Origin of the sequence: Megasphaera micronuciformis F0359 (assembly GCF_000165735.1) — a bacterium.
In the GTDB taxonomy this organism is placed as follows: Bacteria; Bacillota; Negativicutes; order Veillonellales; family Megasphaeraceae; genus Megasphaera; species Megasphaera micronuciformis.
Map to the genome: position 1 here is coordinate 1 of NZ_GL538191.1, position 16,552 is coordinate 16,552.

General features: G+C 47.7%; 9 protein-coding genes. All 9 read right to left on the reverse strand.

Annotation, left to right across the window (positions count from 1 at the left end):
* Window positions 1-105: 105 nt before the first annotated feature.
* The 9 genes from HMPREF9429_RS03105 to HMPREF9429_RS03150 all read right to left on the reverse strand — a co-directional run bounded on the left by HMPREF9429_RS03105 (window position 106) and on the right by HMPREF9429_RS03150 (window position 16,494).
* Window positions 106-1,059 (reverse strand): lactate/malate family dehydrogenase, encoded by a 954-nt coding sequence (locus HMPREF9429_RS03105; RefSeq protein WP_006941548.1) that lies wholly within the window; start codon window positions 1,057-1,059, stop codon window positions 106-108.
* Window positions 1,060-1,805: 746 nt separating this feature from the next.
* On the reverse strand, window positions 1,806-3,617 hold the full coding sequence (typA, locus tag HMPREF9429_RS03115; RefSeq protein WP_040773567.1) for a translational GTPase TypA: 1,812 nt from the start codon (window positions 3,615-3,617) through the stop codon (window positions 1,806-1,808).
* Window positions 3,618-3,762: 145 nt separating this feature from the next.
* Window positions 3,763-4,686: a UDP-N-acetylmuramate dehydrogenase gene (gene murB, locus HMPREF9429_RS03120; protein ID WP_006941553.1), complete on the reverse strand. Its 924-nt coding sequence runs from the start codon at window positions 4,684-4,686 to the stop codon at window positions 3,763-3,765.
* The gene (locus HMPREF9429_RS03125) at window positions 4,676-5,026 is read right to left on the reverse strand and encodes a YlbF family regulator (RefSeq protein WP_040773570.1); all 351 of its coding nucleotides are present in this window, start codon (window positions 5,024-5,026) and stop codon (window positions 4,676-4,678) included. The genes murB and HMPREF9429_RS03125 overlap by 11 nt, the downstream gene beginning before the upstream one ends.
* 12 nt (window positions 5,027-5,038) lie before the next feature.
* On the reverse strand, window positions 5,039-5,521 hold the full coding sequence (locus tag HMPREF9429_RS03130; protein WP_006941555.1) for a tRNA (cytidine(34)-2'-O)-methyltransferase: 483 nt from the start codon (window positions 5,519-5,521) through the stop codon (window positions 5,039-5,041).
* Between the two features lie 134 nt (window positions 5,522-5,655).
* Window positions 5,656-6,414 carry a hypothetical protein gene (locus HMPREF9429_RS03135; protein WP_006941556.1) on the reverse strand — a complete coding sequence of 253 codons (759 nt, stop codon included), beginning with the start codon at window positions 6,412-6,414 and terminating at the stop codon, window positions 5,656-5,658.
* An 88-nt stretch (window positions 6,415-6,502) separates the two neighbouring features.
* Window positions 6,503-13,603: an ESPR-type extended signal peptide-containing protein gene (locus HMPREF9429_RS09085; protein ID WP_006941557.1), complete on the reverse strand. Its 7,101-nt coding sequence runs from the start codon at window positions 13,601-13,603 to the stop codon at window positions 6,503-6,505.
* A 676-nt stretch (window positions 13,604-14,279) separates the two neighbouring features.
* Window positions 14,280-15,596: an MFS transporter gene (locus tag HMPREF9429_RS03145; RefSeq protein WP_040773573.1), complete on the reverse strand. Its 1,317-nt coding sequence runs from the start codon at window positions 15,594-15,596 to the stop codon at window positions 14,280-14,282.
* A gap of 301 nt (window positions 15,597-15,897) precedes the next feature.
* Window positions 15,898-16,494 (reverse strand): hypothetical protein, encoded by a 597-nt coding sequence (locus HMPREF9429_RS03150; RefSeq protein ID WP_006941560.1) that lies wholly within the window; start codon window positions 16,492-16,494, stop codon window positions 15,898-15,900.
* Window positions 16,495-16,552 lie beyond the last annotated feature (58 nt).

The following is a 16,552-nucleotide window of genomic DNA, read 5'->3' on the forward strand; positions in this document are numbered from 1 at the left end:
CTGGGGGTTTTGTCATGCCTATTCGGCGTACAGCAAAAGAGACCGCCTGCAAAACAGACGATCTCCTTATGCCCGTATATAAGGATATATAAAAATATATCCCTCTTATTTAGCCAATAAAGCATCGGCCTTAGCAATGTTGTCACGTATCTTCTGACAACATTCTTTAAAGGTTTTCAATTCTTCAGCCGTTAAGTTGTATTCCATAACCTGTTCTACGCCGTTTTCTCCGATAACGGCAGGTACACCGGCATAAATACCCGTTTCTCCGTATTGGCCGTCCAATTCGACACTGGCCGCCATAATCCCCTTTTCATCATGAAGAATGGCTTCAGCCATGCGTACGGCCGTAGAAGCAATGCCGTATTCAGTACAACGCTTGCCCATAAAGGTATACCACCCGCCCTTAATAGCACGTTCTTGAAGTTCCGCCTTATCAAAACGGAAGCGTTCATCATGTTCAGCCAATTCTTCAAAAGGTTGACCGGCAAATTTAACAAGAGACCAGGGAGTCATTTGAGAATTGCCGTGTTCTCCGAACATGAAGGCCGTGAAAGAATGATGATCAATCCCCGTCTGCTGAGAAATAGCACTGACCAGACGAGACGTATCAAGACCTGTACCTGTACCCATAACCTTGTGAGACGGCAATCCGCTCTTTTCGCGAATCAGATGAGTAACAACATCGCACGGATTGGTAATATTAATGAAATAGCCGTCAAATCCCCCCTTCATAATCTTGGGAATATAATCGGCTACACCCGGTACGGTAAATCCCATTTCATCATCACGACTGCCCGTCGCACACAATTCAACCTTGCCCATGGCATTAATGATAATGTCGCAATCACCCAATTCTTCATACTTTGCAATCACATAATCTACATGATGCGGCATGAAAAGGACGGCATCCATCAAATCCTGACGTTCGCTGATAGCCTTCTGTTCATTTATATCGCAAATTTTAACTACATCGGCGGCACCTCGCATGCCCAACACAAAAGCTACATGAGCACCTACATGACCCATTCCGACTACACCGATAATTCTTTTTTTCATGATAAGTCCCCCTAATCCGATTAATATTCATGAAGTACTTTCTTATCATACCACCATTGAGCCGCTCTGTCATATGCACAGTTCCCCGTTTTTTATGCGAATGTTATAATTTACTTAATATCTCTATGACATCCACACGAAAGGACACTGTATGAAACAATACGTATTTACGGCAGGAAGTGAAAAATCGGAAATACTCACAGCCCTTACCTTACCGTTCTGTTTCGGTCTGAACATATTACTTATAAACTTATTCCTGTTTTACCTGCCGGCACACAAAACACTGCCCGGACAGACTGTCCTATACATATTTCTTACGATTTTTGCAGTATACACCGCTTGGTACTTGGTAAAGAAGATACAACGGGCATTATTGAAAACATACACGGTTGAACTGAACGACCGAATCGTCACGATTCGAAACAACGCAACTGTACTGTTAAGCGGTCCCATTCAAAGCTGTCAGCTGCATTATAGCCCTCAAAAACGAATTTCCTGCCTGAAGCTGACAATCCGTACGGATGAGCAGGCGATAACCTTTATAGGCAGAAATAAATCATTTACAACTATAAAAGGTACAAAAAGCCTCAATATCTTCGGTACCTGTACAACGGCAGATATAAATACACTCTGCGAGCTGGGCCGAGACTTACAAATGTTATGTAAAAAAGACAGTCCTCTATAAGCAAAGACATTCGCCACCATACTTAAAAAGAGTTACGACCGAAGTCGTAACTCTTTTTTGCTTATCCTTTTTTAGCCGCTTTCTTGCGGTCGTGTTTATCCAAAATAGCCTTACGCAACCGAATGCTTTTCGGTGTAACTTCTACGAGTTCGTCGTCATTAATCCATTCCAAGGCCTGTTCCAAACTCATGATGCGAGGCGGCACAAGACGGAGAGCCTCATCCGATGCGGAAGAACGCGTATTGCTGAGATGTTTCTTCTTGCACGGATTGACATCAATATCTACGTCACGATTACTTTCACCGATAACCTGGCCGAGATAGATTTCCTGAGCCGGCGAAATGAACATAGTGCCTCGGTCCTGCAAGTTATAAATACCGTAAGCCGTTGTTTCGCCCGCTTCAAAGGCAACGAGACTGCCGCGCGTACGACCGGGAATATCTCCCTTCCAAGGGGCATAACCGTGGAAGACATGGTACATAATACCGTTACCCTTCGTAGCCGTTAAAAACTCACTACGGAAACCTATGAGTCCGCGAGCCGGAATAATAAATTCCAACCGTGTATAGCCGGCAATATCGACCATGTTGACCATTTCGGCCTTACGCGTACCCAACCGTTCCATAACAGCCCCCATAAATTCCTGAGGCACGTCGATGGTCAAGGCTTCGAGAGGTTCGCACTTCTGACCTTTAATTTCTTTTGTAATAACACTGGGCTTACCGATTTGCATTTCATAGCCCTGACGACGCATTTCTTCAATGAGAACGGCAATATGCAATTCACCGCGACCCGATACCTTAAAAGCATCGGCAGATCCCGTTTCTTCTACACGCAGGCTGACATTGGTCTGCACTTCGCGGAAAAGTCGGTCTCGCAAATGACGGCTCGTAACAAAATCGCCTTCCTGACCGGCAAAGGGACTGTCGTTAACATAAAAAATCATGGACAGTGTCGGTTCGTCAATATCGATTTTCGGCAAAGCTTCGGGATTCGTCGGATCGGCAACGGTTTCACCGATTTTAATATCGGGAATGCCGACGATGCAGGCAATATCCCCCATCGAGGCCCCGTCTTCCCGTTCTACACGATTCAACCCTTCATACGTATACACTCGGGAAATTTTAGCCTTTCTCTGGCTCTCACCGTCAACGAGAAGCACGTTCTGATTCGGTTTCATACTGCCGCGAACGATTCGACCGATAGCGATTTTACCGACATAATCATCGTAGTCCAAGGTAGTAACCATGAACTGCAAAGGTCCTTCCAAATCGCCCTTCGGGCACGGGCAGTGGTCGATAATCGCCTTAAACAGGGGCTGCAAGTCCGTACCTTCATCCGCCATATCCGTCTTGGCAATACCGTCACGGCCGTTGGCATAAATAACGGGGAAATCAAGTTGTTCATCATTGGCATCCAATTCCATGAACAATTCGAGGACTTCGTCTTCTACTTCCGCAACACGTGCATCAGGCTTATCAATCTTATTAATGACCACGATGGGTTTTAAATTTTGTTCCAAAGCCTTACGCAATACATACTTGGTCTGCGGCATAGGGCCTTCAAATGCATCGACAAGAAGCAATACACCGTCAACCATGTTCAAAACGCGTTCCACTTCGCCGCCGAAATCGGCATGGCCCGGGGTGTCGACAATATTTATTTTTACGCCGTCATGCATAACCGACGTGTTTTTGGATAAAATCGTAATGCCTCGTTCCCGTTCGATGTCCCCCGAATCCATGACACGTTCCGCAACCTTTTCATTAGACCGGAAAACGTGGCTCTGTTTGAGCATCGCATCGACAAGTGTCGTTTTACCGTGGTCGACGTGAGCGATAATAGCAATATTGCGAATATCCTGACGTTCCATATATATTTCCTCTCCCATTCAGAAAAATAGAAAAACTTCAATTTTTATATAACTGTAATAGTATAGCACATATACCGACCATAGCCAAACAAAAAGCGGCTCTCAACCGCAAGGTCGACAACCGCTCGTTCCACCTCTTATTACATTAAGGTGTTCCCATAATACGCACTTCCGTCTCTAAAGTCACTCCGTGAGCTTCTTCCACACGCCTTTGAACTTCACGAATGACGGCTAAAACATCTGCCGCCGTAGCATGACCGCGATTAACGACAAAGCCCGCATGCTTCTCCGATACTTCCGCATCGCCGTGCGATAACCCTTTAAGCCCGGTTTGGTCGATTAACGTACCGGCAAAGTACCCCGGCGGACGCTTAAAGGTACTGCCCGCACTGTGCATTTCCAAAGGTTGCTTCGACGTACGACGTTCCGTTAAATCATCCATCGTCGCTCTGATCTCGGTTTTATCGCCGTATTGTAAAGACAACTCCACATCTACCACATATTCCTGCAATTTCTGAAAAATGCTCTTTCTGTAAGAAAACCCGAACTCGCCCTTTTCATAGGTCGTCACTCCGCCGTGACCGTTTACCGTACGTACACGGGAAACTATCTGGCTCATTTCACCGCCGTAAGCTCCGGCATTCATAAAGACGGCACCGCCCAAGGTACCGGGAATGCCGCAGGCAAATTCCGCTCCTGTAAGACCGTTTTCATAAGCAAATTCGCATACGTCGGCCAACATGTAACCTGAGGCGGCGTGAATACGATTGCCGTGGCATGAAAGGGTTCGCTTCATCTCATTGAGCTGAATGACGACGCCGCGTATTCCGCCGTCCAGAACAAGAACATTGGAACCGCCGCCGAGAACCGTTACGGGCAGTTCCAAAGAGCGAGCCGCCCGAATGGCCAGAGACATTTCCTTTACCGAATGCGGTAAGACGAGAACATCCGCCGGTCCGCCGACGGCAAAGGTCGTGTGATCACGCATAGGTTCGTCCCGATAAATTCGATCCTTAGGAATCTCGGCACCGAGGCATTCCGTGAACTTTTCAACTGCCTTACTGGTCAAGAATGCTCATCCCTTCCGCCATGGAATTCTGTATAATCTGATAAATTTCGCCGGCCTTCGACTGCCACGTATTATACGCCTGCAAGTATTCCATAGCCGTCGGCTTATTTTTAATAATATCGGCTAAGCGATTTAATTCTTCGATTTTCTTTTTTACCGGTTTGTCACCCATAGACTGTGCATAAGCTAACTTAGCCTGTAAAATCAGATAGTCGCGCACGTTTTTTCGCGTACTTTCTTCGGCTGCCAACTTTTCTCCCGCAGCGAGAAGATTCTTATAGTCTTCACATTCTCCTACAGCCTTAGCCAATGCATCGGCTTTTACAAATACGTCTTCCATGCCGCACCTCATTTACAAATTTTCTATACCCTTACCGCCCGTCATTCCCGGGAAACCCAGTTGTCGTAACGCTTCATACGAAACAATAGCCACGGCATTCGACAGGTTTAAACTCCGTGCCTTATCAATCATAGGAATACGAAAACAGTAATCCGCATTTCGTTTTAACAAATCTTCAGGAAGCCCCTTCGTTTCCTTACCGAAAACCAGCATATCATCTTCTCTAAAGACAATATCCGTGTACGACTTATCCGATTTGGTCGTCAAATAAAAATATCTGCTGTTCGGATACTGTTGCTGAACTTCCTCAAAATTCTCATGTACATGTAAATCGAGAAGATCCCAATAATCGAGACCGGCCCGCTTAAGATACTTATCTTCCAACGAAAACCCCAAGGGTTTTACTAAATGTAAGGTTATATGGTTAGCCGCACAAAGGCGGGAAACATTACCCGTATTCCCGGGAATTTCCGGTTCCACCATTACTACATGCATCGTAATCACACTCCGTTTTTAATTGTACAAGATACGCCGCGGAAAGACAAGAACGGGTACATGTCTAAACAGCAAAAAACCGCGATTTTCATCGCGGTTTTTCGAATTTCATCAAACGGACGGTTTATATCCGCTTATTTACGGTTTATAGACTGCCACAAGTCGACTGTATGGTCTTCCTGTTCGGTCGGTTCCGTAATATGTTTGTCTTTTACGACCTGTTTTGTCGTAAACCATACGCCTTCATTCATATAATGGCGCAGTTCTTCATTGGCTACATGTTCCTGGTCTTCAACCATGACAGTGAGAATCGCATTTTCCAAAGCGGCTGCTTCTTCATCACTCTTTACGCCGCCTTCATCCTGCTGTTTTTTTGTAATCTCAATAAGTCTGTCAGCCATACCGCGCATGACATTCCAGCCATAGCTGTTTGTATAGCCGTGCTTCATATCCGTACCCGTTTTCGGATCCTTACCGGGCATGGTTTCATAGTTGTATTCCTGAATACCGTCGTTTTCGGCATTCCAGTTCATTACGAATTCAAGACCGTGGACATACGAATAAATGTCTGTACGGAAATAGTCGCCGTAATTGTTGACTCGATTGGATTCGAGCCATTTCTTTTCATTTTTTGTCAACTCTTTGCCTTCAGCCTGCTTTGCCTTTACTTCGGCAATACGTGTTGTCGCATGTTGCCAAGCCTGTGCAAAAGCGTGTACCGAGTCCTTAACTTCCTGATTCGGAACCTTTACGAGTACGACTGTGCCGAGTTGCGGTGTCGTTTCGGGATTTTTACTAAGCAAGGGATCGTGCAATGCCTGTACGGATGTACCGGCAAAAGCCGTTCCTAAAACAAGTGCTGCCGTGAAAGCAGACAAGATAGATTTTTTCATGTCTATACTCCTCTTCTTTAGTATCAAGTCTCAAGTTAACAGGCGACGGGCCTCTTGCGAGGCCCTACCTGTCATAAAAGCCGCTGAATTACATGCCGAGTTTCGCCATTAACATAGCGATATTCTTCTTCATTTCCGCATTTTCGCTCTTCAAATCGGCTACTTCACCCTTCAAGCCCTGATTTTCTTCTTTCACTGCCGCCATTTCCTGTTGTAATGCGTAAGCCGAGCTGATCGGGCCGCGACGATAGCGGTCGGCAATAGCCGTTTCCGGATCGCGGTGACCGAGTTTCCACGTAACACCAGCATTAGCCATCATGTGGCTTGAACCGCCTGCCCAGGACATGCCTGCATGCATCATGAGCGATTCGTTTCTGTAATGAGCTACCCCTAAAGCCAAAGCCGAGGTACCGCGATAGTTACCGTAGCCGGCCATAATCTGAGTCGGTTCCAACGGATCGTACTGAATCGGTTTCAGTGCGCCTAATGCGGCTCCTAATGCACCGACTGTCTGGATTTCATCACCCAGGTTGTTGAGACGATTGTAAATAGTCGGATCCGGAGTACCGTTACCGCCTGCTACATGAAGGTCATAAGTAATTTCCTTCGTCGTCGTATTTTCGTTTCTCGTAACAGTTACGGATCCGTCATTGGATGTAACCTTCGTACGAGCGCCTTCCAACTGGCTGAGGTTTACGGCATCCGTCGAGCTTGTGCCCGGTGCCAGGTTGGTAATCTTGTTACCGCCCAGGCTCAAATTACCGTTATTAATCGTTACCGTGTTGGAGCCGAAGTCGATACGCGGAGCATTACTCGTTGTCGTACCGCTGCTGATGGACTTAATGTTCTGCAAGTTCGGGTTCAGAGCATACGTAATCTTCTGATCCGTATCGTTGCCGCTCATGGTTTCGCGTTTAACGACCATGTTGTCGCCTGCAACGAACTGCGTGCCCTTATTGACTACAGCTGCACCGGCAGCACTGCCCGATGCCACGGAACCCGTACCTGTAGCGGCCGTATCAACCTTCCGATTCGTAGCCGACAAATCTACGTCGACCTTGAAGATCTTCTTGCCTGTTGTATCCTTACGAGAGGAAACAGTCGTGTTATTACCGTTTTCCATGTCGATAAGGTTCGTAATAACGTTCTTGCCGTCGTTTGTAATATTTGACAAGTCGTTCTTGGCAATGCCTTCAATAACCGCTTTTTCATCAGCTACGTCGTCACCGTTGCCGTCCACATAGGTCATGGTTACCTTACCGTTGCTGTCAACAGTATAAGTTCCCGGCTTAATGTGGCGTTCAGCAGCCTTCAATTCGCTCTTGGCGTCTTTCAACTGGCTTACGTTAACAGCATCCGTATCGGCCGTACCTTTAGCAACGTTCGTAATCTTATTGCCGCCGTTGTTGAGGCCGTCAGATCCGAGATGAACATCCGTCGTCGTGCCGCCTGTCGGTGCCTTAATGGTAATACCGCCGTTGTTAACCGTCGTATCACCCATCTTGACACTGCCGCCGGCCGTCAAATCAAGGTCCTTGGACAGCTGTACTTTAAGCTTGCCGTTTACGTTATTGACGCCGATATTGTTATCCGTAAGCTTCGTCTTATCAGCACCGCCGACAATGTCGACAACCGTATTGAGTTTCTTGCTGATAACCTTCGAAGAATCCGTCTGGCCGTCGTCACCGGCAAACTTCATGCCGTCGTCAAGTGTTGCTACCTGATGGTCTTTATTGTTCGTTTCGTCATGGTATACGATACGCGTCGTGTTCGTGCCGTCAAGACCCTTAGCTCCGTCTTTACCTTGAATGGTAATGCCGTCGCGGCCGTTTGTGCCGTTCAAGCCGATGGAGCCGTCCTTGCCGTTAATCACAACTGCCGAACCGTCTGCACCCTTAACGCCTACCTTACCGTCTTTTCCCGGCGTTCCCGGTTTACCTACTTCGATTTCGTCGCTCAGGCCGTACTTAATAACCGTATTGCCTGCACTGTCGTTCGTCTGGGTAATGGTGACGTTCTTTCCTGCCTGGAATTCAACAGCCTTGCTGTCCGTAATATCCTGAGTCGTATCACCCGAGTGTGTACCTTCGCCTGCAGAAGACTTAGCTACCCACTTGCTCATGCCGCTTGCCGGTGTGAAGCTGCTCAAGTCGACTACCGCCGTCTTTCCGGCTACGTCGTTTCCGTTACCGTCTACGTAAGTAAGAGTTACCTTACCGGCTGTATTCGGCGTATACGTACCCGGTTTGATGTGAAGTTCATCTTCCAGGTTCGCTACCTTATGCGTTACCGTAGAGCCCGGTGTGGCACCCGGCGTCGTATCCGGCGTCGTGTACGTAATGCGGTCGCCTGCGTAGTTAATCGTCGTGTGGTTACCTACAGGATCGCCCAACTGGATTGTCTTCGTTTCTACCGTATTCAAGCCTTTTACAGTCTTGTTCAGCTTAATCGTCAACGTATCCGTGCCGTCTGCTACCACTGCGATATTGCCTGCCGCGCTGTCGAAGGCATTCGCTTCCGCTTCCGTTACGCCTTCACCCTTTACCTTAACCAAGCTGTTGAGCTTGTGTTTGTTTTCCGTAGACGTGTTGTTACCCGTAAAGCGTAAGCCGTCGTCCAGTGTTGCTACTTCATGCTTACCCGTATGGTCTTCATATACGACACGCGTGGTTGTCGTTCCGGGAGCACCGTTTACACCGGGCTGACCTTTTTCAACATGAATGTCTACACGACTCGTACCGTTAATACCGTCCACACCGTCTTTACCATTAATGCCAATAGTACCGTCTTTGCCGTTTTTACCCGTAACGGTAATCGTTTCGGTCTTCAGGTCTTTATCGAGCTTCACGTCAATCGTCGTGTTGCCGCTTGCATCCTGGTCGATGAACGTCTTGATGTTCGAACCGTCATAGTTCGTGTCGGCCTTCGTGCCCGCACCTTGTACCTTAACCGTCGATCCGAGCTTGTTCGTCTTCACGCCGCCCGAGTTGGCGTCAAACTTAAGACCCTTGTCCGTTAAGCCGTCGGCCGTGTTCTTCAAGTCCGATACGTTAACGGCACTGTTCGGGTTGTTCGTATTAGCCGCGTCGAGTTTATCCAGGAACGTAGCTCCCGTCTGGTTGGAGATCGAGCTTGCTACATTGTTCAGACGCATCGGAGCCGTCGTCGAGTTGTTGCCGTCGTTCATGGACGCAATGACATCCGACTTCGCTACCAAGTTGCCTTGTCCTTCTGCTTTATCATCGTAGAAGTTGCCGTCGTTATGCAGATATACCTTCGTGCCGTCCGCCTTCGTGTACGTTACGGGAAGTTGTGCGTTGTTTACGACCTTCTGCGAGTTGACTGCCAAGTCATACTTGTGGTCCGGTGACGTACCGTTATCCGTTACTTTGACCGTACCGTCTGTCGATTCAACAATCGTATTCGTGCCGCTGCCGCCTGTGGACAGATCGGAGAAGTCGATGACCGCCTTCGTGTCGCTTACAGCCGTGCCGTTTCCGTCGTTATATACCAACGTAACTTTCTTCGTCGATGCATCGTACTTGTAAACGGCATCCGTACCCGTCGTCTGCGTCGTTTCCGTCGAGCCTGTCGGTACGTTTGTCGGACGAATGTGGCGTTCTTCCGCCTTTAACTTATAAAGCTGCGAGCCGTTTACGGCTTCTGTCGACGTGCTGCTGATTTCACCCGGAGATACGTTGGTAATCTTGTTACCGCCCATGCTCAGGTTGCCGCCGTTAATAACCACCGCCGGCGTATTGCTTGCGCCGCCCGGAGTGGTGTTAAGCGTAATCGTCGTGCCGCCGTTTTTAATGGTATCAATATCTTTCAGGTTCTTGGAAAGCTGTACTTTGAGCTTGCCGTTACCGTCGTTGTTAACACCGATGTTGCCGTCCGTTAAATTCGTAGCGTCCGCTCCGCCGATGATATCGAGCGTTTCGTTGAGCTTCTTATTAACGACTTTGGTCTTATCCGTACCCTGAGCGTCATCGCCTGCATACTTCATGCCGTCGTTCAGTGTTGCCACTTCTTCTTTGCTGCCGTCCGGCTTTTCGTATACAACGCGAGTCGTCGTCGTTCCCGGTGCTCCGTCTACGCCCGGCTTGCCGTCACGAGTTACCGTAATGGTCGTCGTTTGTCCATCCGCACCGTTAATACCGATCTTGCCGTCTTTGCCGTCTTTACCCGTTGCCGTAATCGTATCCGTTTCCAGGTTTTTATCGAGCTTTACATCAATGGTCGTATTACCGACGCTGTCTTGATTAATGATGGTTTTAACGTTCTTGCCGCTGTATTCCGTATCGGCTTTAGCACCTTCGCCTTGAACCTTAACCGTAGAACCGAGCTTGTTCGTCTTTACGCCGCCCGAGTTGGCATCGAATTTGAGACCCTTTTCCGTCAAGCCGTCTGCCGTATTCTTTAAGTCCGTTACGTTGACCGCTGCATTTTGCGTCTTCGTATCGCCTGCCGCCGCATCGAGTTTATCGAGGTACGTCGGCGACGTCACGCCCGGAGTCGTATGGTTGGAAATAGCGCTGCCCACGTTATTGACGATCATAGTACCGCCCGTCGTGGCTCCGCTCGGATCCTTAAAGGAAGCAATAACGTTGGAATTATTTACTTCCGTGCCGCCCGTCGCAGACGTATAGAACTTACCGTCGTCGTGGAGGTATACCTTGTTGCCGTCCTTATCCGTATAAACTACGGGGCTTGTCGTGCTGACCGTATAGGTCTTTTGTCCCGTCGTCGCATCGGATGTAGACGTAACCGTTACGTTATCACCGGCTTTAACAATAGTACCGAGGCCTGTAATCGTCTTTTTACCGTCATTGGTAATATTGGTTAAACTCGTATTAGCCAAGTCCGAGTCGTTAAATTTCAATGTAATTTTTGAATCTTTCGTACCGTCATCGGCTGCTACGGTGCTGATACGGCCGGTTCCTTCAACCTTCAGAGAACCGTCGTGAACGAGGAAGTCCGATTTTCCCGTATTGCCTTTTACAATCACACCGACATTCTTCAACTGAGCCACGTTGACGGCATCATAGTCGTCGGAACCGCCGGCTACGTTGATGATTTGGCGTTTTTCTATGTCATTGCCGACAGAAACGGCACCTTGAGTCGCGCTTGCTGCAAATACGGTCGGATTGTATTTACGGTTATGAATAACCGCTCCGTTTGCATAAGCCGCATCATAAGCATCCGATTTGGGATCCGTTGTAGCTCTGGAAGAATCTGCACCCGAACCGATAGCAACACCGCCTCTCACGGTCGTCTGTGCGCCCGTACCGATAGCCGTCGCATCATACGCATTCGAAACCCGTGCACCCCAGCCCATAGCCGTAGACCGCACGCTGTCCGTACCCGATACATTAGCCGTTCTGCCGATAGCTACGGACTCTCTGGCTTCCGTATACGCACCGTGACCGATAACCGTACTGTCTGAAGCACCTTGTCTTGCCTGAGCACCCTGACCGATAACCGTCGAATAATGAGTGTTCTTCCCTGCCGAGCTGTCTTTACCGATAGCCACCGTCTCGTTGGACTGTTCGCTTACAGTCGCATTGGTACCGATAGCCAACGTATCGCCTGCATTATATGTATCGGTGGCTGTATTTGTACCGTCTCCCGAATGAATAGTCGACGTTTCCGTATTGTAGCCGCTCGCACCTACAGCACCGCCCGTACCGGAATAGGAATAAGTCGACGTAGCATCCTGAGCCTTTGTATTAGCTTTCCTGCCGATAGCCATGGAATTTGAAGCAGAAGCCTCAGCCGCACCGCCAATAGCATAGGCAGTCTCGGCTGTTGCGTGTGCCGAGAAACCAATGGCATAGGCTCCTTTCGCAGTGGCCCTTGTATCATAACCCATAGCATAAGCACCATTTCCTGAAGCCTGTCCCCTGTCACCCAATGCAACTGAACGAACTTCAGACGCTGTAGCTCGATAGCCTATTGCCGCAGACTGTGCCCCCGATGCGGTCACTTGATCACCAATAGCAATAGCACTTGTATTGGTCGCGTTTGTTTGAAACCCTATTGCCGTAGACTGTGCTCCCGACGCAGTATTCTGACTACCAACGGCCGTAGCATCATTTATTATCCCCTTATTTTTAAAACCGATTGCTGTAGATTGGAAGCCTGTCGCTTCCGATTGATCACCGAAAGCGGATGCACTCTGATCCTTTGCTTTCGCCGCATTACCGACAGCCGTTGCACCAGTACCCGTCGCTTCCGATTGATCACCGAAAGCGGATGCACTCTGATCCTTTGCTTTCGCCGCATTACCGACAGCCGTTGCACCAGTACCCGTCGCTTCTGTCGACGTACCCATAGCCGTAGAATTTTCACCCGACGCGGCAGCTCTGAAACCTATAGCATTGGAATTATTTCCCGAAGCCGTAACTGTATTGCCGATAGCTGTAGCATTCTGAGCTGTACCTTTCGCCACATTCCCGACAGCTACAGCCCAGCGACCGGTGGCTTCACTATTAACACCTAATGCCGCAGAACCGTCGCCACTTGCTGTATTATGATTACCGACACTGGTTGCCATATTCCCTGTCGCCTTATTTTCCGCACCAAGCGCCGTCGCATAATCCGTAGTAGCGCTAGAACGACTGCCGACAGTTGTCGCATATTCCCCTGTCGAAATTTTGTTGCCACTAGGTACTTCGGCATTTACATAGTCACCGATAGCAATAGAAGCATGCTTATCCGCATAAGCCACATTCCCCATCGCCACGGATGCATCCCCTGAAGCCTTTGCCCAAGCACCGATAGCCGTAGACGCACCGCCTGTCGCTTCATTTTGGTTACCGATTGCCAATGCAGAATTTCTCGTCGCCTTATTGCCCGCACCGATAGCCGTACGACCGTCTTGACCGGGAGTTGCTGCCGTGACATCATTTTGATAGCCGATGGCAATATAGTTAACGGCATTCGCATCGCTAGTCCCAGTATTCTGCGGTTTTCCGTAAGCTGAAATATTGACCTTACTTCCCGACGTATCAACAGTCCCTTGATGGGGAGCCGCCTGGACTCCATCCATGCCAACGCCGGCCATCATGAGGCCTGCCAAAACGGTTGCCAAAACCTTTTTCTTGCCGCCGTTTGACTTGGCATATTCCGACACAACTACATAACACTGTTTAGACTTACTCCAAACAATCTTAAAAACCTTATTCATTCTTCACATTACCTTCCTTTCCAAAAAATAACGATACAAACATACAATTGTCGATGTTACAGGTTTTTAACCTTTCGTTCCGTCATGTAAACGAAACTTTCACCATGAGTTCAAATTTTTAATAACTTACGTGCATGTTATTTTACAAAACTTTTTCTATTCTTTCAAGGTAGTAATCGTTTTCCATTAGTAATTTATGAATGAGTTGAACTCATGTTTTTTGATGAGGTTATCAAATTTATTCATGATGACAAGCTCTTGATTTTTTTTATAAAAAAAGACCTTCCCAATATGCGATAACACTGCATACAGTAAGGTCGGAGCTTGTTGTCCGCGTTTCTCCCACCCCCCGGAACTTCTTCTCACCAAATACGGACTCCATATTCTTTTGTGTTATTATTTATTTTTCGTGCATACTCTTTCTCCCCATACCACCCTCTCATATGCTATACACATTTTTATACTAACGTCATTCTTAAACGGAATATAATTTGTATTTCGCTAAGATTTTACCATTAATTTATTTCCGTTTATTTTTCATTCTGTTACAGTTTTATAACATTCGATTATCCGTTACGTTTCATTCCGGGTTACTTGGTTATAATGCTGTAAAAAACGGGAACCCCTGTATCATACAGGAGTTCCCGTTCCGGATTACATGAATTCTTCGTCTTGTTTACGACAAACTTTCCAATTCTTTTCGCTTCGTTTCCCTTCCCAAGGTAAGGACAATAAAGGAAATAAGTACAAATACACCGGCAAAGATATAGAATATATGTCCCATATCCCACGCATCGGTCAAAAGGGCTCCTACAAGAAGAGGTGCCACCATACCGCCTACACGACCGAATCCCGTAGCCCAGCCGCAACCCAGACCGCGAATCTCCGTCGGATAGAGTTCGGGTGTATAAGTATATATAACACCCCAGGCACCGAGATTGAAGAAAGACATGGTCGCTCCCCAACAAAGCAGTGCCGTAACAGTCTCAGCGTGTCCGAAAAAGTAGCTGGCTATGCCGCTGCCCAACAAAAACAGGGACAAGGTATAGCGCCGTCCCAGTCGATCGACGAGCCAAGCCGCCGCTGCATATCCCGGCAACTGTGACAAAGTCATGACGAGGACATATTCAAAAGTTTTGACTACCGTAAATCCTTGTTTAAATACAAGGGAAGGAAGCCACATAAAGACACCGTAATAGCTGAAAACGATGCCGAACCACACGAGCCAGAGCATGACGGTTCGTTTAATAAAACGGCTTGTCCAAAGAGACGTAAAGGAGCCTTTAGTTTCTTCCGCCACATCCTTCTCCGTCACTTCAAGGGGACGAGGTTCCATATGGCAACGTTCTTCCAAGGAAGAAACGATTTTTCGGGCTTCTTCTATTTTTCCCTTTTTTAAAAGATAGCGAACCGATTCGGGTAAGTGCATACGAATAACCATGGTATATAAGGCCGGTAAGGCTCCGATGAGAAAGGCCGTACGCCATCCCGTCACGGGAATAATAAAGTAGGCGATAAGGGCTGCCAACAACCAGCCGACGGCCCAGAAGCTTTCCAAGAGTACCATAAAACGACCTCTGGCACGCCCCGGAACGTATTCGGTCACCAGCGTAGCCGCTACGGGCAACTCACCGCCCAGTCCCAGCCCTACCAAAAAGCGAAAAAGAACGAGTAACTCATAATTCGGTGCTACGGCACACAATCCCGTAGCCAAGCTGTACAACACTATGGTGACGGAAAATACGGTTTTCCGCCCCACTCTGTCGGCTAAGGTTCCTGCCGCTACGGCTCCCAGGGCCATGCCGACAAGGCCGATACTACCGAGCATCCCCGCCTGAGTAGCCGAAAGCCCCCATTCTTTGATAAGCAAGGGCAATACAAACGCAATAAGCCCCGTATCCATGGAATCAAAAACCCAACCGATTCCTGCAACCACCAACAGCTTATAGTGAAACGATGAAACGGGTAACGCATTTAAACGTTCCAGCACAATATCATCCTCCTCATATTATGTATATAATTGTGCAAATACGCATTTTAAATTTTAAGCCCCATTTATATATATTCCTCATCCATTTTTATAAAAGTAGGACAGCCTCTATCTTCTATCCCCTTTTATTTTATCATCACTATAAATGCTACTTTATAAGTATAGCATAGTTATTCTTATAAACCTTATAAAACTTTCACATACCCATGCCGACACCTATTACTTTACTTTATACACTTTTAAAGCAATATAAAAAGAAGCCTCTTTAATAAGAAGCTCCCTCTTATATTACATTATATAAATATTATAATTGTTGACGTAAATTTACGATACGTCCTTCTTCATAGGGCGAAATTAATTGTCTATCCGCATCCATACCGGCTTGCAGTGAAAAGAGTACCGTTTCATTTAAATAGAACCGTAATTCATTGTTTTCGACTTGTCGTGTATTGTCAGCCAAAATATTCAGGAAGTCTTGTTCAAACGTTGCCTTGTTCTCCGGCGTTACATAGGAATGAGTGGCAAAAAATGTTTCATAGTCATGATAAAGCTTATAGACCGCCTGTTTGCCGTACGCTGCTTCCTTCCAGCCATGACTGTCACGATACAGATTGACGCGAACGTACATATAATGCAGAACCTGATCGTTATACCAACCCTGTTCGGATTTTACGCCCACACCGACTTCCTTGACCAACTGCCCGCCTCTTTGTGCCTGTAGGGTCGTAAATTGTTGCAACGCCTTATACACTTCCGTATTCGGAACGACGATAGCCGTCATTTCCTGAACTGCCGTCAAATCCCGACTCGACGGTGCCGGTTGGGATAAGGGGTCGACGGCAGCATAAGCCGTAGCGCTGACAGACAAGGCCAAGGCTGCAGTAATCAGTTTTTTCAACATAGCATCCTCCTTACGAGGTTTGCCCCCGGCCGAAGCCGGGAGCCCCCGTTTCTCATAC

Coding starts and splice junctions, on each gene's coding strand:
- HMPREF9429_RS03125 (WP_040773570.1), bottom strand. CDS start 5,026: ATGGAAGACGTATTTGTAAAAGCCGATGCATTGGCTAAGGCTGTAGGA.
- typA (WP_040773567.1), bottom strand. CDS start 3,617: ATGGAACGTCAGGATATTCGCAATATTGCTATTATCGCTCACGTCGAC.
- HMPREF9429_RS09085 (WP_006941557.1), bottom strand. CDS start 13,603: ATGAATAAGGTTTTTAAGATTGTTTGGAGTAAGTCTAAACAGTGTTAT.
- HMPREF9429_RS03150 (WP_006941560.1), bottom strand. CDS start 16,494: ATGTTGAAAAAACTGATTACTGCAGCCTTGGCCTTGTCTGTCAGCGCT.
- HMPREF9429_RS03135 (WP_006941556.1), bottom strand. CDS start 6,414: ATGAAAAAATCTATCTTGTCTGCTTTCACGGCAGCACTTGTTTTAGGA.
- HMPREF9429_RS03130 (WP_006941555.1), bottom strand. CDS start 5,521: ATGCATGTAGTAATGGTGGAACCGGAAATTCCCGGGAATACGGGTAAT.
- HMPREF9429_RS03105 (WP_006941548.1), bottom strand. CDS start 1,059: ATGAAAAAAAGAATTATCGGTGTAGTCGGAATGGGTCATGTAGGTGCT.